General features: G+C 64.1%; 16 protein-coding genes. 6 read left to right on the plus strand and 10 right to left on the minus strand.

Translation table 11 applies throughout. The features are described 5' to 3' along the window. Window positions 1-10 precede the first annotated feature (10 nt). The 3 genes from AC1DXN_RS00495 to AC1DXN_RS00505 form a co-directional block, all read right to left on the minus strand. Window positions 11-619 (minus strand): class I SAM-dependent methyltransferase, encoded by a 609-nt coding sequence (locus tag AC1DXN_RS00495; RefSeq protein ID WP_477272253.1) that lies wholly within the window; start codon window positions 617-619, stop codon window positions 11-13. 67 nt (window positions 620-686) lie between these two features. Beyond that, window positions 687-1,136 carry a DNA polymerase III subunit chi gene (locus tag AC1DXN_RS00500; protein WP_477272251.1) on the minus strand — a complete coding sequence of 150 codons (450 nt, stop codon included), beginning with the start codon at window positions 1,134-1,136 and terminating at the stop codon, window positions 687-689. A gap of 80 nt (window positions 1,137-1,216) precedes the next feature. Next, window positions 1,217-2,713 (minus strand): leucyl aminopeptidase, encoded by a 1,497-nt coding sequence (locus AC1DXN_RS00505; RefSeq protein ID WP_477272249.1) that lies wholly within the window; start codon window positions 2,711-2,713, stop codon window positions 1,217-1,219. Between the two features lie 340 nt (window positions 2,714-3,053). On the opposite strand from AC1DXN_RS00505, the gene lptF reads away from it, so the two are divergent. The 6 genes from lptF (at window position 3,054) to rsmA (ending at window position 10,732) form a co-directional block, all read left to right on the plus strand. Continuing rightward, window positions 3,054-4,256, plus strand: coding sequence for an LPS export ABC transporter permease LptF (gene lptF / locus AC1DXN_RS00510; RefSeq protein WP_477272247.1), 1,203 nt, complete (start codon window positions 3,054-3,056; stop codon window positions 4,254-4,256). Between the two features lie 16 nt (window positions 4,257-4,272). Then, entirely contained in the window at window positions 4,273-5,355 is a 1,083-nt protein-coding gene (lptG, locus tag AC1DXN_RS00515; RefSeq protein WP_477272245.1) for an LPS export ABC transporter permease LptG, read from the plus strand. After that, on the plus strand, window positions 5,355-7,763 hold the full coding sequence (locus AC1DXN_RS00520) for an LPS-assembly protein LptD (protein ID WP_477272243.1): 2,409 nt from the start codon (window positions 5,355-5,357) through the stop codon (window positions 7,761-7,763). The genes lptG and AC1DXN_RS00520 overlap by 1 nt, the downstream gene beginning before the upstream one ends. A gap of 124 nt (window positions 7,764-7,887) precedes the next feature. Beyond that, complete coding sequence (locus AC1DXN_RS00525; RefSeq protein WP_477272241.1) at window positions 7,888-8,826, plus strand: peptidylprolyl isomerase; 939 nt, start codon at window positions 7,888-7,890, stop codon at window positions 8,824-8,826. Between the two features lie 12 nt (window positions 8,827-8,838). Next, entirely contained in the window at window positions 8,839-9,867 is a 1,029-nt protein-coding gene (gene pdxA, locus AC1DXN_RS00530) for a 4-hydroxythreonine-4-phosphate dehydrogenase PdxA (protein ID WP_477272239.1), read from the plus strand. Between the two features lie 10 nt (window positions 9,868-9,877). Next, window positions 9,878-10,732: a 16S rRNA (adenine(1518)-N(6)/adenine(1519)-N(6))-dimethyltransferase RsmA gene (rsmA, locus tag AC1DXN_RS00535; RefSeq protein ID WP_477272237.1), complete on the plus strand. Its 855-nt coding sequence runs from the start codon at window positions 9,878-9,880 to the stop codon at window positions 10,730-10,732. 134 nt (window positions 10,733-10,866) lie between these two features. Here rsmA and gmk read toward each other — a convergent pair whose 3' ends face one another. The 7 genes from gmk to fabD all read right to left on the minus strand — a co-directional run bounded on the left by gmk (window position 10,867) and on the right by fabD (window position 17,407). Then, a complete protein-coding gene (gmk, locus tag AC1DXN_RS00540) occupies window positions 10,867-11,523 on the minus strand; it encodes a guanylate kinase (RefSeq protein ID WP_477272235.1) in 657 nt (218 codons plus the stop codon). A 5-nt stretch (window positions 11,524-11,528) separates the two neighbouring features. Continuing rightward, on the minus strand, window positions 11,529-12,419 hold the full coding sequence (locus AC1DXN_RS00545) for a YicC/YloC family endoribonuclease (RefSeq protein ID WP_477272233.1): 891 nt from the start codon (window positions 12,417-12,419) through the stop codon (window positions 11,529-11,531). Window positions 12,420-12,593: 174 nt separating this feature from the next. Next, on the minus strand, window positions 12,594-13,856 hold the full coding sequence (mltG, locus tag AC1DXN_RS00550; protein ID WP_477272231.1) for an endolytic transglycosylase MltG: 1,263 nt from the start codon (window positions 13,854-13,856) through the stop codon (window positions 12,594-12,596). 90 nt (window positions 13,857-13,946) lie between these two features. Then, complete coding sequence (gene fabF, locus AC1DXN_RS00555; protein ID WP_477272229.1) at window positions 13,947-15,209, minus strand: beta-ketoacyl-ACP synthase II; 1,263 nt, start codon at window positions 15,207-15,209, stop codon at window positions 13,947-13,949. A 34-nt stretch (window positions 15,210-15,243) separates the two neighbouring features. After that, on the minus strand, window positions 15,244-15,480 hold the full coding sequence (locus tag AC1DXN_RS00560; RefSeq protein ID WP_056109445.1) for an acyl carrier protein: 237 nt from the start codon (window positions 15,478-15,480) through the stop codon (window positions 15,244-15,246). A gap of 190 nt (window positions 15,481-15,670) precedes the next feature. Continuing rightward, window positions 15,671-16,408 carry a 3-oxoacyl-[acyl-carrier-protein] reductase gene (gene fabG / locus AC1DXN_RS00565; RefSeq protein ID WP_477272227.1) on the minus strand — a complete coding sequence of 246 codons (738 nt, stop codon included), beginning with the start codon at window positions 16,406-16,408 and terminating at the stop codon, window positions 15,671-15,673. A gap of 57 nt (window positions 16,409-16,465) precedes the next feature. Beyond that, window positions 16,466-17,407 (minus strand): ACP S-malonyltransferase, encoded by a 942-nt coding sequence (fabD, locus tag AC1DXN_RS00570; protein ID WP_477272225.1) that lies wholly within the window; start codon window positions 17,405-17,407, stop codon window positions 16,466-16,468. Between the last annotated feature and the right edge of the window lie 132 nt (window positions 17,408-17,539).

Here is a 17,539-nt window from a genome sequence, read left to right on the forward strand (position 1 = left end):
TGGGATACTCTCAGCCCGTTGGCTGCTCAAACACGGCGCCATAGTGATAGGGCGGTATTTCGACCACATGCCTTAGCCGCAGGCCGCTCGCCTCGACCGCCTCGATGGTTTGTTGCGGCGACAGTCTCAATTCGGTCCTTGGTCCGCGAGGTTCGCCCAGGATCACCGTTTCCTCGCGCTGGCGGCGATGCCAGTTGACAATGGCGAAGGCGCCACCAGGCTTGAGCGTTGCACGCAGGGCACGAGCCAAGCGCAGCCGCTCGGGAACGCCGTGAAAAGCGTTCGCCATAAAGACGAAGTCAGGTCGCCGCGAAACCAGACTGGCAAGCCCGTAAGCATCGCCCGCCACAAAGTCGCAATTGGTCACGCCGTTTTCGGCCACTCGCTTGCGCGCCAACTCCAGGAAATGCGGGTCGATGTCGATAGCCGTAACGTGAAGCGCGATCCTGGCGATCGGCAGCGTGAACCAGCCATCACCGCAGCACAGATCGACCACATCCATACCCGGTTCGAGCCCTACTGCGGCGAGCACACCATCAGGGTCGGGCCACAGTGCTTCCCACCAGCCGCTGGTAGGCATTTCGGTGCCCTCGAAAAATCCAGGAAGATTGGTGACCATGATTGTATTCCGGTAGATGCCGCGATTGATTCACTCTTGGCGGAACTGAAATGAGACACCGCCCTTACTAAGCCTTGCGTTCCCAGCGGCGGTCCGGCGTTTGCTGCCAATAGGTCACGGCGTGGCCCGCCTCCTTCATCGTCTTCCAGTGGCCCCGCGCCGCCTCGACCTGGGCGGCGTCGTGGCCGTCGAACATGAATACCGCGCGTTCGTAGCCGCCAAGCTCAGGCGGCATCGCGCCGTCGACCAGGAAGCGTATCTTTGCCTCGTTGGGATTCTCCTGGCCGGTGGTCAGCAGGATCGGCTGCTCCGCCGGAAAGGCTTCGCGGTCGATCGCATGGGCCAGGAACGAATCGTCGCGAAACGTCCACAGATGCTGGTCGAGCGCGTCGCGCCGCTCCTCGGTGCCGGTCTGCACCACGGCGCGCCAGCCGCGATCGACGCTGCGCTCCAAGAGGCCGGGCAGCGCGTCCTCCAGCGTCGATTCGGTCAGGTGGTAGAACAGGACGTCGGCCATGATTGCGCCTCTGGAGCAACTCCAGGAAAAGTGTGCAGCGGTTTTCCGTCAGGAATTGCGTAAAAACAAGGATTGAAAGCCTATCCCTCGTAGTTGTCGCGGACCAATCGGTCGAGCAGCCTGACGCCGAAGCCGGAGCCCCATGACTGGTTGATCTCGCTTGGCGGCGAGCCCATCGCGGTGCCGGCGATGTCGAGATGCGCCCACGGCGTCTCCTTGACGAAGCGCTGCAGGAACTGCGCGGCGATGATGGCGCCGCCATAGCGGCCGCCGATGTTCTTCATGTCGGCATTCTTGGAATCGATCAGCTTGTCGTATTCGGCGCCGAGCGGCATGCGCCACAGCCGCTCCTGCGTCGCCTGCCCGGCCGCCGTCAACTTCTCCGACAGTTCGTCATTGTTGGAGAACAGGCCGGCATAATGCTGGCCGAGCGCGACCATGACGGCACCGGTCAGCGTCGCCAGATTGACCATGAACTTCGGCTGGAAGCGGTCGTTGCAATACCACAGCGCGTCGGCCAGGACGAGGCGGCCCTCGGCGTCGGTGTTGAGCACCTCGATGGTCTGGCCCGACATCGAGGTGACGATGTCGCCAGGGCGCTGAGCATGGCCGTCGACGGCATTTTCGACCAGCCCGATGATGCCGACGACATTGGCTTTCGCCTTGCGCGCGGCCAGCGCGTGCATCAGCCCGGTGACGGCCGCAGCACCGCCCATGTCGCCCTTCATGTCCTCCATGCCCGACGCCGGCTTCATCGAATTGCCGCCGGTGTCGAAGGTGACGCCCTTGCCGACGAAGGCTACGGGTGAGTCCTTGGCCTTGCCGCCATTCCATTGCATGACGGCCATGCGGGCGCCGCGCGGCGAGCCCTGGGCGACGCCGAGCAGCGAGCCCATGCCGAGCTTCTTCATCTCCTTCTCGGCCAGGATCTCGACCTTGACGCCGAGCGCCTCGAGCTCCTTGGCGCGGGCGGCAAATTCCACCGGCCCCAGCGCATTGGCGGGTTCATTGACAAGATCGCGCGCCAGAAGCACGCCGTCGATCACCGCCACCTCTTCGGCAAAAGCCTTTTTCGCCGCGGAAGGATCGGCGGTGTGGATGGTCACCTTGACCGGCTTCTTCGGCTCGTTCTTACCGTCATCCTTGTCCTTCTTGGTCTTGTACTTGTCGAAGGAATAGCTGCGCAAAATTATGCCGGCGGCAACGCTCGCCGCTTGCCTGCCGGCAATGGTGGCGCCCGGCACATCGAGCACGACGGCCACCTCCGTCGCTTTGCGCAGCGACGCGGCGACGGTGCCGCCAAGCTTCAGCCAGGCATAGTCGTCGAGGTTGGACACCTTGCCGGCGCCGATCGCCACCAGCCGGTCGAGCGCTGTCCCCTCCGGCGCCAGCACTTCGACAAGGCTGGCGAACTTGCCGGTGAAATCGGCCACCGGGAACGCCCGGTCGAGGGTTTTCGCCGGATCGCAGGCCTTTGCCGGCTCGCCAAGGCTGCCGTCGTCAGCCGCCAGCACGAAGGTGCTGCCCTTTTTGGGCGCGGCAAATTTGGCGAAGGCGATCGAAGGTCTCGAATTCATCAGGTCCTGCTTTCGGGAAACGGCTAAGCTCTAGGGGAAGTGTGCGCGACATTTGGTCGTTTTCCGGCATTTGGCAAGACTTTGCCGAAATTGCATCCCATATGCGCGGTTGAATCGATGACGATTCGTCGCGGCACGGCCCCGCTTCTTGCCGCAACCTGTTGTTAACCATTGATGTTCGCCCTTTCTTATCCATTGCCGCCGACACTCCGGCACGCGGGACGGCGATGTGGAACGGGACCGGATCGAACCGCCGGATGGAAGCAGTTGTACAGGCGCCTGCGGACGACTACCTTGTCGGCAGGCATGATGCCGTTCGGCAAAATCGAGAAAAGCCTTAATGAAGGTCGTTGAACGCTACATCATGCGTCGCGCTTTGGCGGTGTTCCTGGCTGCGCTGGTGTGGACGCTGGCCATCGTGTGGACGACGCAGGTGCTTGCCAAGATCGACCTCGTCACCGACAGCGGCCAGTCGGCGCTGACCTTCTTCGAGGTCGCGGCGCTGATCATCCCGACAATCATCCCGATCGTGGTGCCGTTCGCCCTGGTGGTGGCGGTCGCCCAGACGCTCAGCGTCATGAATTCCGATTCGGAACTGGCCGTCATCAACGCCGCCGGTTCCTCGCGCTGGACCATCGTGCGGCCGATCATGCTTTTGGCGCTGGCGGCGGCGGTCTTTTCCTTCGCGGTCGACAATGGCATCGAGCCCTATGCGCGGCAGAAGAACCGCGAGCTGGTGGCGTCGTCGCGCGCCGATCTGTTGTCGCTGATCATCCAGGAAGGCACTTTCCGCAAGATCGACGAGGGCCTGTTCCTGCAGATCGGCGAGCGGCTTCCCGACAACCGGCTTGGCGGTATCTTCGTCGCCGATTCGCGTGAGGAAGGCGCGAATCTGGTCTACTACGCCAAGACGGGCAGCGTCGTCGAACGCGGCAACGAGAAGGTGCTAATGATGAATGACGGCGTCATCCATCGCAAGACACTGACCGGCGACCTCTCGGTCATCCGCTTTTCGTCCTATGCCTTCGATCTGTCCGCCTTCATGGCGGCGGCGAACGAGGTCACGCTTTTGCCCAAGGACCGCACGACCCAGTACCTGCTCAACCCAAGCCCCAACGACAAGATGTTCCAGCGCCAGCCAAGCCGCTACAGCGCCGAAGTCAACCAGCGTTTTTCCGAATGGTCGTACTCGCTGGTGTTCGCGCTGATTGCGCTGGCGGTGGCCGGTGACGCACGCTCGCACCGCGAGGCGCGCATCCATCCGCTGATCACGGCCATTGCGGTTGCACTGTTCGTGCGCTGGCTCGGCTTCTTCGCCGCCGGCAAGGCCGACAAGATCCCGCAATACGCCTATATGGTCTACGGCGTGCCGATCGTGGCTTCATTGATTGCCATCTGGTTCATCGTCTCAAATCGGGCCATGGAACTGCCCGGCGCCTGGGCCGACTGGATGACCAATCTTGCCAGCCGCTTCAGCGACGGCTGGACCGCCATCAAGCTGCGCTTCGCCAGGCGCGGCGCGTCCGGGCAGGGAATCGGCTGATGGGCTGGACTCGCTAATGGGCTGGACTCTGGGCCGCTACTTCTTCTTCCGCTACGTGGCGATCACGGTGTGGTTTTTCATCGGCCTGCTGGCGCTGGTGTTCCTGATCGATTTCACCGAGCTTTCCGGCCGCATCGTCGGCTTGCCGGGTTTCACCTATGGCTCGGCCTTCGCCATTTCGGCGCTGCGGATGCCGATGATCATGCTGCAGACCGTGCCGTTCGTCGGCCTGTTCTCGGCCATGGCGACGCTGGTGTCGCTGAACCGCAAATACGAGCTGGTCATCGCGCGATCGGCCGGCGTTTCGGCCTGGCAGTTCCTTTTGCCGTGCTGCATCGGCGCGCTCTTGTTCGGGGTGTTGTCGGTCGGCATCATCAATCCGATAGCCGCGCACGCCTTCTCCTGGTCCGAACAGATCGAAACCGAGCTACGCTCCGGCAAATCGAACGCCGTTTCGCCCGACGCGACGCCCTGGATCCGGCAGAAAACCAACTCCGGCGACACCATCATCGGCGCCCGCGCCATTCTCAGTCAGGGACTGGAGATGTCCGACGCCGTCTTCTTCGTCCTGTCTGCGCAAGGCGACATCGTCGAACGCAAGGATGCGGCGCGCGCCTTCCTGCGCGACGGCTATTGGGAGCTGCAGGACGTCAAGGTGTTCAAGAATGGCACCGTCCGGTCGCTGGCCAGCGACCGGGTGGTGACCAATCTCAAGCCGGAATTCGTGCAGGAACGGTTGGCGCGCCCGGAAACCATCCCTTTCTACGAGCTGCCGAGCAAGATTGAGGTTGCCCGTTCCTTCGGCCTGAAGGCAAATGCCTTCGCCATGCAGTTTGATTCGCTGGTGGCGTTGCCGTTCCTGCTTGTCGCCATGACGCTGATTGCGGCAACAGTATCAATGCGATTTGCGAGGATGGGGCAGTCGGCAACGATGATTCTGGGTGGCGTCCTGGCCGGCTTTCTGCTTTATGTCGTTTCGGTGCTGGTCAAGGCATTCGGCGTGGCGGGATTCGTTCCCACAGCCGTGGCTGCATGGGTTCCGGTTGTCGTGGCTATGTTCTTTGGGGTGACATTCCTGCTATACAAGGAAGACGGCTAGTGAGGGAGGCGGTTTTGCGCAGCCATAGGCAGGCCGGTTTGGCACGCCTTTATGGGGCGAGCGCCTTGGCATGCCTGCTCGCCTGCGCCGTGCCGATGGCCCCTGCGCTGGCGCAGGACGTCACCGACATGGCGTCGAAGGTTCCGGCCGGCACGCAGATGCTTTTGGCCGCCGATACGCTTGTCTACAACAACGACAACCAGACCGTGACCGCCGTTGGCGGCGTCCAGATCGACTATGGCGGCAATCGCCTGGTCGCCCAGCGGGTCGTGTACGACCGCAACACCAAGCGCCTGGTTGCCAGCGGCGCTGTTGAAATCATCAACAGCGACGGCACCAAGATCAATTCGGACCATATCGACATCACCGACGATTTCGCCGACGGCTTCGTCAATGCGCTGCGCGTCGAAACGCCGGAAAAGGCCTATTTCGCCGCCGAGAGCGCGGAGCGGATGGGCGGCGTGCTGACGACCTTCCACAACGGCGTCTACACCGCCTGCGAGCCGTGCGAGGACAAGCCGGACAAGGCGCCGACCTGGCGCGTCAAGGCCAGGAAGATCATCTGGAACGGCGAGAAGAAGACGGTTCGCTTCGAGAACGCGAATTTCGAGTTCTTCGGCTTTCCGCTGGCCTACCTCCCGGCCTTCGAGATCGCTGACCCGACGGTCAAGCGCAAGAGCGGCTTCCTGATCCCCGGCATCACCTACAACACCGATCTCGGTGTCGGCGTCAAAATCCCCTATTATTTCGCGCTGTCGCCGACTTACGACCTCACCGTCACCGGCAGCGGCTATACCAAGCAGGGTTTCCTCGGCGAGGCCGAGTGGCGCCAGCGCTTCAACAATGGCGAGTACAGCCTGAAGATCGCCGGCATCCGGCAAGAGAATCCCGACGAATTCATCGACAGCAGTGGCCACAACGTCAATTCCGGTGCCGCTGGCGACCCGAACAAGTTCCGCGGCATGATGGGCACCAAGGGCCAGTTCGCCATCAACCCGCGCTGGGATTTCGGCTGGGACGTCCTGCTGCAGTCCGACAAGAACTTCTCGCGTACCTATGCCATCGACGGCTACAAAGACGCCGTCCATCAGTCGACGGTCTACCTGACCGGCCTCAACGGCCGCAATTATTTCGATGTGCGCGCCATGCGGTTCCAGGTTCAGGAAAACACGCTGGTCAACGATCCGACCGCGCGCGCCGGCAAGCAGCCCTGGGTGCTGCCATCGCTCGACTATGCCTACATCCCCGACATGTCGGTGGCCGGCGGCCAGTTGTCGCTCAACGTCAATGCGCGGGTCATCAGCCGCGACAGCTTGGACAAGGCGCTTGATTCGGCCTCAAACGTCGAGCGCGTGCGCGGCATCGAGGGCCAATCCGGCCGCCTCACCGCCGAGGCCGAGTGGAAGCGCACCTTCACCACCGATGGCGGGCTGCAACTGACGCCGCTGCTGGCGCTACGCGGCGACGCCAGCTACCTCAATGCATCTTCGGCCTCACTCGCCGCGATCAACCAGATGGCGACAAACCTCGGCGAGAACGACGACATGCGTTCGTCGCTGGCCCGTTACATGGCAACCGCCGGGCTTGAAATGCGCTGGCCGGTGCTGTTCTCGATGCCCAGCTCCAGTCATATCGTCGAACCGATGGCACAACTCTTCGTGCGCCCGAACGAGCAATATGTCGGCGGCCTCAGCGTCCCCAACGAGGACGCACAGAGCTTCGTCTTTGATGCCACGACGCTGTTCGAACGCGACAAATTCTCCGGCTACGACCGCATGGAAGGCGGCAGCCGCGCCAATGTCGGCTTCCGCTACTCCGGCGCCTACGACAATGGCTGGAGCACCAACGCGCTGTTCGGCCAATCGTATCAGCTAGGCGGACAGAACTCGTTCGCCGCGCCGGACCTGGTCAATGTCGGTGCCTATTCGGGTCTCGAGACCCCGACCTCCGACTATGTCGGCCTCGTCGGCTTCAACAGCCCCAGCGGCTTCTCCGGTTCGCTCAGCGGCCGTTTCGACGAGCAGAGCTTCGAGGTCCGCCGCGCCGAGGTGAAGGCGGCCTATTCCGGCCTGCCGGTTTCGCTGAGTGCAAAATACGCCTTCATCCAGGCGCAGCCGCTCTACGGCTTCACCACCGACCGTCACGAGGTCACGCTTGGTGCCTCGACGCACCTTAACGAGAACTGGCGCATCTTCGGCACCGGAACCTATGACTTGCAGCAAAGCGTGCTGGTCAAGGACGGGGTCGGCTTTGCCTACAATGATTCCTGCTTCACCTATTTGATGACGTTCTCGGAATCGCGCGACTCGGTCACCAAGGAAGTGTCGCAGAATGTCGGCTTCAACCTGTCGTTCCGCACGCTGGGCGATTTCGGTTCGTCGACCAGCGCCGTCGACACGATCCAGTAACAGGCGATCTTGCGCGTCCAGGGGTGGGCGCACGCGGCTTCAGCGACATCGTTTTGCCGCATAAAGCAGGCACGGGTTTTGGCTCCCTGGCATGGGGTTGGGCGGGAACCGGGATAGATTTGGGATGCTTTCGATGAGGAAATACCTCTTTTCGGCAGGTTTCGCGCTGCTTGTGGCGGCGACCTCGGTCTCGATCACCATGATGACGCCGCCGGCTTTCGCCAGCGAGATCAAATACGTCGTCAACGACGTACCGATCACCACCGGTGACATCGCGCACCGGGCCGCGTTCCTGCGCCTGCAGCACAAGAAGGGCGACGCCGCCAAGGAAATGGTCGACCAGACGCTGCGCGTCACCGAAGCCAGGCGCCTCGGCATCCGCGTGAGCGACGCCCAGGTCGAGGCCGCCTATCAGCGCTTTGCCTCGACCAACAAGATGCAGCTCAAGCAGCTTGACGGCGTCATGGCGCAGTCCGGCGTCAGCAAAGAGCATTTCAAGGAGTTCATCCGCGCCCAGATGGCCTGGAACCAGGCGCTCAGCGCGCGTTACCGTGCTGAAAGTGGCGGGGACGGGGCAGTCAGCGAACAGGATCTTGTCAAGAAGATGCTCGAGAAAGGCGGCGCCAAGCCAAGCGCCACCGAGTACATGCTGCAGCAGGTCATCTTCGTGGTGCCGGCGGCCGAGCGCAGCGCCACGCTGGCCAAGCGCAAACGCGAGGCCGACGCCATGCGCGCCCGCTTCAACGGCTGCAACACCACGCGCGAATTCGCCAAGGGCCTGATCGACGTCACCGTGCGCGATCTTGGCCGAGTGCTGGCGCCGCAATTGCCGCCGGACTGGGCTGAACAGGTCAAGGCCACCAAGGTCGGCGGCGCTACGCCTACGCGCGCGACCGACCGCGGCGTAGAGTTCATCGGCATCTGCTCGTCGCGCGAAGTCTCCGACGACAAGGTCGCCCAGATGGTGTTCCAGAGCGAAGGTTCCACCGACAAGAACGCCGACGCGCTCAGCGAGAAATATGTCGAGGAGTTGCGGAAGAAAGCCCGCATCGTCCAGCGCTGAGCTGGCTTGGCCGTGCTTGACGCAGAACTTCCGCTGGCGCTGAGCGTCGGCGATCCTTCCGGCGTAGGGCCGGAGATCGCCATTGCCGCGTGGCAGGCGCGCGACAGCGCTGGCGTACCGCCATTCTACCTTCTCGCCGACCCGTCGCTGATTGCCGCGCGGGCGCGTCGGCTCGGGGCCGATGTGGCGATCGTTGAGACAACGCCGGCGCAAGCGGCGCGTGTCTTTCACCGAGCCCTGCCCGTCGTGCCGCTGGTTGCCCGCTTCGTCGACAGTCCCGGCCGGCCGGACCCGGCCAATGCCGCCGGCACCATCGAGGCCATCGGCCGCGCCGTGGCCGACTGCCTTGCCGGCCGGGCCGCGGCCGTCGTCACCTGCCCGATCGCCAAGAAGCCGCTCTACGATGCCGGCTTCCGCTTTCCCGGCCACACCGAATATCTGGCGCATCTGGCGTCGCTTCACGGCGGCGTCGAAGTGACGCCGGTAATGCTGCTTGCCGGTCCCGACTTGCGCACCGTTCCGGTGACCATTCACATCGCGCTGGCCGAGGTGCCGAGGGCGCTGACGACGGAGCTGATCGTCACCACCGGCCGCATCACCGCCGCCGACCTGGCAAGTCGTTTCGGCATCGCCAAGCCAAGGCTCGCCATTGCCGGGCTCAATCCGCATGCCGGCGAAGGCGGCGCGATGGGCAGCGAGGACGAGCGCATCATCCGCCCGGCGATCGACATGTTGCGCGCGCTTGGCATTGACGCTTTCGGGCCGCTGCCGGCCGACACGCTGTTCCATGCAAGGGCCCGGGCCGGCTACGACGTGGCGATCTGCATGTATCACGACCAGGCCCTGATCCCGGCCAAGGCGCTAGCCTTTGACGAGGCGGTCAACGTGACGCTCGGCCTGCCCTTCATCCGCACCTCGCCCGACCATGGCACCGCCTTCGACATCGCCGGCAAGGGCATAGCGCGCGCCGAGAGCCTGATCGCGGCGCTGGTCCTCGCCCGCAAGCTGGCCAATACCGGAACGAAGGTCGCTGCCGCATGAGCCCTCGGATATGAGCATCGACGGGCTGCCGCCGCTGCGCGAGGTGATCGAGCGCCATGGGCTGCAGGCGAAGAAGGCGCTCGGCCAGAATTTCCTGCTCGACCTCAACCTCACCGGCAAGATCGCGCGCACCGCCGGCGAGCTGGCAAACTGTACCGTGATCGAGGTCGGCCCCGGCCCCGGCGGGCTGACCCGGGCGCTGCTGCTTGCCGGCGCCCGCCGCGTTGTCGCCATCGAGCGCGACGAGCGCTGCCTGGCGGCGCTTGCAGCGGTGTCGGACCACTATCCCGGCCGGCTCGAGATCATTGCCGGCGATGCACTGAAGACGGATTTCGCCGCCCTTGCCCAGGAGTGGTCAGACGGCGACATGCATGGAAGCGGGGGGCCGGTGAAGATTGTCGCCAACCTGCCTTACAATATCGGCACCGAACTGCTGATCCGCTGGCTGACAATTGCCGAGTGGCCGCCCTTCTATGTCTCGATGACATTGATGTTCCAGCGCGAGGTGGCCGAGCGCATCGTGGCCAGCCCGGGCAGCGACGCCTATGGCCGGCTGGGCGTGCTGGCCGGCTGGCGGACAGAGGCGAGGATCGCCTTCGACGTGCCGCCGCAAGCGTTCACGCCGCCGCCCAAGGTGACGTCCTCGGTGGTGCATCTGGTGCCGCGTGCCAGCCCCTTGCCCACCGAGGTGAAGAAGCTCGGCCGCGTCACAGAGGCGGCCTTCGGCCAGCGTCGCAAGATGCTGCGGCAGAGTGTCAAGAGCCTCGGCGGCGAGGCATTGCTGATGCGCGCCAACATCGATCCGACGCGGCGGGCGGAAACGCTCAGCGTCGAGGAATTCGTGCGGCTGACGAATGCAGTCTAGCCCCCTTCTCCCCGTTCACGGGGAGAAGATGCCGGCAGGCAGATGAGGGGCAGCGCAAACTTTCGTAGGCACGGCGCCGCCCCTCATCCGGCCCTTCGGGCCACCTTCTCCCCGCAAACGGGGAGAAGGAAGATTCACTCCGTTTTCTCGTCCAACAGCCCTGAAACGAAGTCGAACAGGCCCGGCCGGCGATCGCGCCGAAGCCGTTCTGCCGTCACGATGCCGCGCACCTCGGCGAAGGCGCGGTCGAGATCGTCGTTGATGATGACGAAATCATATTCCTTCCAGTGCTCGATCTCGTTGCGGGCGTTTTTCAGCCGCATCTCGATCACCGATTCCTGGTCCTCGGCCCGGCGCTTCAGCCGTGCCTTCAATTCCTTCATCGATGGCGGCAGGATGAAGATCGAGACGATGTCGGCGCGCATCTTCTCCTTGAGCTGCTGGGCGCCTTGCCAGTCGATATCGAACAGCATGTCGCGGCCTTGCGCCAGCGCCAGTTCGGCCGGCTCGCGCGGCGTCGCGTAGCAATTGCCGTGCACCTCCGCCCATTCGAGCAGCGCGTCGGAATCGCGCAGCCGCTCGAACTCGCGCATCGTGCGGAAGTGATAGTGGACGCCCTCGATCTCTGAGCCGCGGCGCGGCCGCGTGGTGACGGAGACCGACAGTTCGAGGCTTGAATCGCTTTCCAGCAGATTGCGCGCGATCGTCGACTTGCCGGCGCCGGACGGCGACGAAAGCACGAGCATCAGCCCCCGACGGCGAATGCGGGAACCTACATCCTTGGCGGCCATCGGGGTTACTCCAGATTCTGGACCTGTTCGCGAAACTGGTCGACCACTGCCTTCAGCTCCAGCCCGATTGCGGTCACCGCCGCGGCGTTCGACTTCGAGCACAGCGTATTCGATTCGCGGTTGAATTCCTGCGCCAGAAAATCGAGCTTGCGGCCGATGGCGCCGCCCCCTGCCAGCAGTGCCCGGCCCGACGCCACATGCGTCTTCAGCCGGTCGATCTCTTCACGGATGTCAGCCTTGGTGGCGAGAAATGCCGCCTCCATGTGCAGGCGGCCGGCGTCGAGATTGGCCGACGCATCCATCAGCAGTCGGACCTGCTCGGCGATGCGTTCGCGGATCGCCGCCGGCTCGCGCGACGGATCGGCCTCGGCCTGCAGCGTCAGCGCCTCGATGGCGTCGATGTGGCCGGACAGCAATGAGGCAAGTGCCGCGCCCTCGCCCTGGCGCGCCAGCTCCAGCCCGCCCAGCGCCACTTCCAGCGCCGACACGATCGCCGTATCGAGGGCTGCCCGCGCCTCTTCGGTTTCGGTGCTTTCGGGAATGTCGAGCACGCCGCGAAGCGCAAGCAGCCCGTCAGCCGTCGCGGGTGCCACGCCGAACTGCTCCTGCAGCCGCTTGGCCAGTCCGGCCAGATCCTTCAAGAAGGCTTCGTTGACCACCGGCTGGACTTGCGCGCCGGCGGCGCGACCAATGGTCAGCGTCGCCTGGAAATTGCCACGGGAAAAGCGCTTCTGCAGCGTCTGCCTGACCGCCGGCTCCAGCCGCTCAAAACCTTGTGGCAGCCGCAGCCTGACCTCGACGCTCTTGCCGTTGACCGACTTGACCTCCCAGGCGATCGACGTGCCGTCCTGTTCGGCGACAGCGCGCGCAAAACCGGTCATGCTCTGCAAACTCATGGTTTTCGTACGTCCCCCTGGCGGCATGCCCCGAAAACGCTCCGGACATGCCTGGCTTCAAAATGCCGGAGCGTCCCATGCGTGTTTAATGCGACGCCGGGCGCTCTTATAAAGTTTTAGAGCGTCCCTGGCGCGTTCAAATGGACACGCGAGGGGCGACTTTAGAAATCAGCGCTACTGGGCGGCTCCGGCATCGCCGCCAGCGTCGCCATTGTCACCGGTATCGCTGCCGTCACCGTCATCGCCGGTTTCGGCCGGCTTGGCGGCGCCAGTCTGGTCGGTGCCTTGGGCTGCCTTGGCGGCATCGTCTGCCTGCTTCTTCTGCAGCGCCCGGTAACGGGCAACGTTCTCATTGTGCTCTTCCAGCGTCGCGGCAAAGACATGGCCACCGGTGCCGTCGGCGACGAAATAGAGATCATCGGTTTTCGACGGATTGGCGACGGCTTCGAGCGCGGCGCGGCCGGGATTGGCAATCGGCGTCGGCGGCAGGCCGTTGATCAGATAGGTGTTGTAGGGCGTCGGCTTCTCGATGTCTGACTGGTAGATCGGACGATCGGCGGGTTTGCCCTTGCCGCCGAACAGGCCGTAGATGATGGTCGGATCCGACTGCAGCCGCATGCCCTTGGCCAGCCGGTTGAGGAAGACGGCGGCGACGCGCGAGCGCTCATCCCCCTTGCCCGTCTCCTTCTCAACGATCGAGGCCAGCGTGACGAAGTCCTCGACATTGGCCAGAGGCAAGTCGGGCGCGCGCCGCTGCCAGACGTCGTCGACCAGCTTCTTCTGGTCGGCCAGAAGCTTGTCGACCATCTGCTGGCGCGTGGCGCCACGGGTGAAGCGCAGCGTGTCGGTGGCGAGGCTGCCCTCCAGCGGCAAGGCCGCCGGCATGTCGCCGGTCAACGCGGCCTGATCGGCGATGCGCTGCATCGCCTGCTCGACCGTCAGCCCTTCGGGAATGGTCAGCGAATACATCACCGACTTGCCGCTCTTCAAAAGTTCCATGATCTCGCGCATCGAGGCCTTGGGCTTGATCTCGTATTCGCCGGCCTTCAGCGCGGAATCGTTGCCGTAGGCGCGCACGCCAAGGCGGAAGATGCGGGCGTCGCTGATCAGTCCGCGGCGCTCGAGCTGGTCGGCGATATCCTGGACGCCGGAGTTCGACTTGACCAGGAAGGTGTCGCCATTGACCGACGGGCCGGCCTCGTTGAACGCCTGCTTGCCAAAATAAAGCGAGATGCCGGCCGCCAGAACCATCAGCATCACCGAGGAGATGACGAAGTTCATGAACACGACGACCTGGCTGCGCGAGGCGCGCGAACGCCGCGGCGGTGGCGTGCCGGCTTCAGGCCGCAATGCCTCGCTGGCCGTCTTCGGCACGATCGGACCGGGCGCAGCCTGTCGCTGCCCAAATTCCCCGTTGCCTGCCGGATTTGTGTTCATAGCGCCCTGCCGTTTGATCTCTCAACGAATCCCCTCGGGCAGAGTAGGGGCGAATATGGCAAAATTGACGACAGGCTGTTGGCGGGCCGGTCAGCCATTGTAGCGCAGGAAGACGAGCGAGGCGTTGGTGCCGCCGAAGCCGAAGGAATTGGACAGCGCCACATCGATCTGGCGAGCCCGCGGTGTGTTCGCGACCAGGTCGATCGCTGTCTCGCGCTCCGGGTTGTCGAGATTGATGGTCGCCGGCGCAATGTTGTCGCGGATGGCAAGGATCGAAAAGATCGCCTCGGCGGCACCGGCCGCCCCCAGGAGATGACCGATTGACGACTTGGTCGACGACATCGAGATTTTCGACGCGGCATTGCCGACCAGCCGCTCGACGGCGCCGAGCTCGATCGTATCGGCCATGGTCGAAGTGCCATGGGCGTTGATGTAGTCCAGATCGGACGGGGTAAGCTTGGCCCGGTTCAGCGCCGCCGTCATGCAGCGGAACGCGCCGTCGCCATCTTCGGCAGGCGCGGTGATATGATAGGCGTCGCCGGTCAGCCCATAGCCGGTGACCTCGGCATAGATTTTTGCGCCGCGCGCCTTGGCGTGTTCGAGTTCTTCCAGCACGACGACGCCGGCGCCCTCGCCCATGACGAAGCCGTCACGGTCACGGTCATAGGGACGCGAGGCTTTTTCCGGCGTGTCGTTGCGCTCGGTGGACAGCGCCCGGCAAGCGGCGAAGCCGGCAAGCGAAAGCCGCGTCACCGGCGATTCGGCACCGCCGGCCAGCATCACGTCGGCATCGCCGAAGATGATCAGCCGGGCGGCATCGCCAATGGCGTGCGCGCCGGTCGAGCAAGCGGTGACGACGGCGTGGTTGGGGCCTTTCAGCCCATGCCGGATCGACACTTGTCCGGACACAAGGTTGATGATGTTGCCAGGAATGAAGAACGGGCTGATGCGGCGCGGGCCGCGTTCCTTCAGGATGATGGCGTTTTCGGCGATGCCTTCAAGGCCGCCAATGCCGGAGCCGATCATGACGCCGGTGGCGCAGCGCTCCTGCTCGTTTGCAGGCTCCCAGCCGGAATCCTTCAGCGCTTCATCGGCGGCCGCGATCCCGTAAAGGATGAAGTCGCCGATCTTGCGCAGTTCCTTTGGCTCGAGCACGGCTTCGGGATTGAGCGTACCGTTAGAGCCGTCACCGCGGGGAATGACGTGGGCGATCTTGCAGGCAAGATCTTCCACTTCGAACTCGGTGACGCGCTTGGCCGCGCTGCGGCCGGTCAGAAGTTGCTTCCAGCTGTGCTCGAAGCCCATGCCGAAAGGCGAAACCAGGCCAAGGCCCGTGACGACGACACGCCTCATCGCAGGTCCTCCCCGGTGATGCCTGCGAAAAGCCTCAGGCCGAAGCCTTGTCGATGTACTTCACAGCGTCGCCGACGGTCAGGATGGTCTCTGCCGCATCGTCCGGAATCTCGACGCCGAACTCTTCTTCGAACGCCATGACGAGTTCGACCGTGTCGAGGCTGTCTGCGCCCAGATCATCGATGAAGCTCGCCTGCTCCGTCACCTTGTCGGCTTCGACGCCAAGGTGTTCGATGACGATCTTCTTGACGCGCTCTGCGGTGTCACTCATTTGGGGCATCCTCGTCTTTTGTTTGTCTGTCTTCGTTAGCGGGCAGAATGCCGCTAATCAAGCTGAAAGATGGTCCTGCCGGAAACGCAACGACAACGGACCGGTTTTTGCCCGAACCGCCGGGTTGCGGGCCGCATTACACGAAAAATAGCGCGCGTCCAAGCCGAAATGGGGTGTTTTCCCGCAACTGTTAGATCATTGCCATGCCGCCATTCACATGAATGGTCTGGCCGGTGACATAGGCCGCCTCGTTGGAAGCGAGATAGGCGACAGCCGAGGCGACTTCGGCGCTGGTGCCCATGCGCCGGGTCGGGATCGCCGCCATGATCGCCTCTTTCTGCTTGTCGTTGAGCTTGTCGGTCATTGCCGATTCGATGAAGCCGGGGGCGACGCAGTTGACAGTGATGTTGCGGGTGGCGATCTCCTGCGCCAGCGACTTGGAAAAGCCGATCATGCCGGCCTTGGTGGCGCAATAGTTGGTCTGGCCGGGATTGCCGGTGACGCCGACCACCGAGGTGATGTTGATGATGCGGCCATGCCGGCGGCGCATCATCGGATGGGTGAGTTCGCGGGTCAGCCGGAACACGGCGGTGAGGTTGACCTCCATCACGCTGTCCCAGTCGGCGTCGGCCATGCGCACGAACAGCCCGTCCTTGGTGATGCCGGCATTGTTGACCAGAATGTCGACACCTTCGAGATCGGCCTCCGCCTTCTGGCCGAGCGCCTTGACCTCGTCGCGGTTCGACAAATTGGCCGGAAACAGCTTGACGCGATCACCGAGCTCGGCGGCCAACGTCTCCAATTTCTCGACGCGCGTGCCATGCAGGCCGACAATGGCGCCTTGCGCGTGCAGCACCCGCGCGATCGCCTCGCCAATGCCTCCCGAAGCGCCGGTGACGAGTGCCTTGCGGCCGGTCAATTCGAACATTTTTGTCTCCCGATCTCAGAGAACACCCTTGGCACGAGTGCGATCAAATCGCCAGTCTCAACCAAGCGCCGCCAGCGCCGCCTCGACATCGGCCGCCGTGCCGACGGCGCCGGTGGCGATGTCGCGGTTGATGCGCCGCGCCAATCCTGACAGCACCTTGCCGGCGCCCACTTCGTGAAGCGTGGTAACGCCGTTTTGGCCGAACCACTCCACCGTTTCGCGCCAGCGCACGCGGCCGGTCACCTGTTCGACCAGGCGGCTGGCGATGACGTCGGGATCGCTGGTCGGGGTCACCGACACGTTGGAGACGACGGGAACGACCGGCGCGTTCTTCGTCACGCCTGCCAGGGCCTCGCGCATGACCTCGGCCGCAGGCGCCATCAGCGCCGAATGGAAGGGCGCCGAGACCTGCAGCATCAACGCCCGCTTGGCACCCTTTTCGGTGCACAGCTTGGCCGCCAGTTCGACCGCGGCCCTGGCGCCGGAGATGACCAGCTGGCCGCCGCCATTGTCGTTGGCGATCTGGCAGACTGAGCCCTTGGCGGCCTCCGCGCAGGCGGCTTCGACATCGGCCTGCTCCAGGCCGATGATCGCCGCCATGGCGCCCTCGCCGGCCGGCACCGCCGCCTGCATGGCGTTGCCACGGATGCGCAGCAGCCGGGCGGCATCGGCGACAGACACGAAACCGGCGGCGGCAAGTGCCGAATATTCGCCGAGCGAATGGCCGGCGACATAGGCGACCTTGTCCTTCAGCGAAAAGCCGCGCGCTTCAAGCGCCCGGACCGCCGCCAGCGACACCGCCATCAGCGCCGGCTGGGCATTGGCGGTCAGCGTCAGCGTCTCCTCCGGTCCTTCCCAGATCAGCTTCGACAGGTTTTCGCCGAGCGCTTCGTCGATTTCCTCGAAGATCTGGCGCGATTCAGGAAAGGCGTCGGCAAGGTCCTTGCCCATGCCGACAGCCTGGCTGCCCTGTCCCGGAAAGGTGAATGCGACGGCCATGTGAGGCTCCAGAGGCTGGTTTTTCCCTGCCTGTGACGCAAGGCGGGCGGCCAAGTCAAGTCCACCGGGGGCCATTCGCGACCGGTTTCGGCACGGCGTCAGCGGGCGAGTGCCTGATCCAAAAGGCTTTTT

Source organism: Mesorhizobium sp. P2_H9 (genome assembly GCF_056403215.1).

Excerpts from the sequence above, each read along its gene's own strand:
- lptG (WP_477272245.1), top strand. The coding sequence starts at position 4,273 with ATGGGCTGGACTCTGGGCCGCTACTTCTTCTTCCGCTACGTGGCGATC.
- mltG (WP_477272231.1), bottom strand. The coding sequence starts at position 13,856 with ATGAACACAAATCCGGCAGGCAACGGGGAATTTGGGCAGCGACAGGCT.
- AC1DXN_RS00525 (WP_477272241.1), top strand. The coding sequence starts at position 7,888 with ATGCTTTCGATGAGGAAATACCTCTTTTCGGCAGGTTTCGCGCTGCTT.
- AC1DXN_RS00495 (WP_477272253.1), bottom strand. The coding sequence starts at position 619 with ATGGTCACCAATCTTCCTGGATTTTTCGAGGGCACCGAAATGCCTACC.
- rsmA (WP_477272237.1), top strand. The coding sequence starts at position 9,878 with ATGAGCATCGACGGGCTGCCGCCGCTGCGCGAGGTGATCGAGCGCCAT.
- AC1DXN_RS00545 (WP_477272233.1), bottom strand. The coding sequence starts at position 12,419 with ATGAGTTTGCAGAGCATGACCGGTTTTGCGCGCGCTGTCGCCGAACAG.
- lptF (WP_477272247.1), top strand. The coding sequence starts at position 3,054 with ATGAAGGTCGTTGAACGCTACATCATGCGTCGCGCTTTGGCGGTGTTC.
- AC1DXN_RS00560 (WP_056109445.1), bottom strand. The coding sequence starts at position 15,480 with ATGAGTGACACCGCAGAGCGCGTCAAGAAGATCGTCATCGAACACCTT.
- gmk (WP_477272235.1), bottom strand. The coding sequence starts at position 11,523 with ATGGCCGCCAAGGATGTAGGTTCCCGCATTCGCCGTCGGGGGCTGATG.
- AC1DXN_RS00505 (WP_477272249.1), bottom strand. The coding sequence starts at position 2,713 with ATGAATTCGAGACCTTCGATCGCCTTCGCCAAATTTGCCGCGCCCAAA.
- fabD (WP_477272225.1), bottom strand. The coding sequence starts at position 17,407 with ATGGCCGTCGCATTCACCTTTCCGGGACAGGGCAGCCAGGCTGTCGGC.
- fabF (WP_477272229.1), bottom strand. The coding sequence starts at position 15,209 with ATGAGGCGTGTCGTCGTCACGGGCCTTGGCCTGGTTTCGCCTTTCGGC.
- fabG (WP_477272227.1), bottom strand. The coding sequence starts at position 16,408 with ATGTTCGAATTGACCGGCCGCAAGGCACTCGTCACCGGCGCTTCGGGA.
- AC1DXN_RS00500 (WP_477272251.1), bottom strand. The coding sequence starts at position 1,136 with ATGGCCGACGTCCTGTTCTACCACCTGACCGAATCGACGCTGGAGGAC.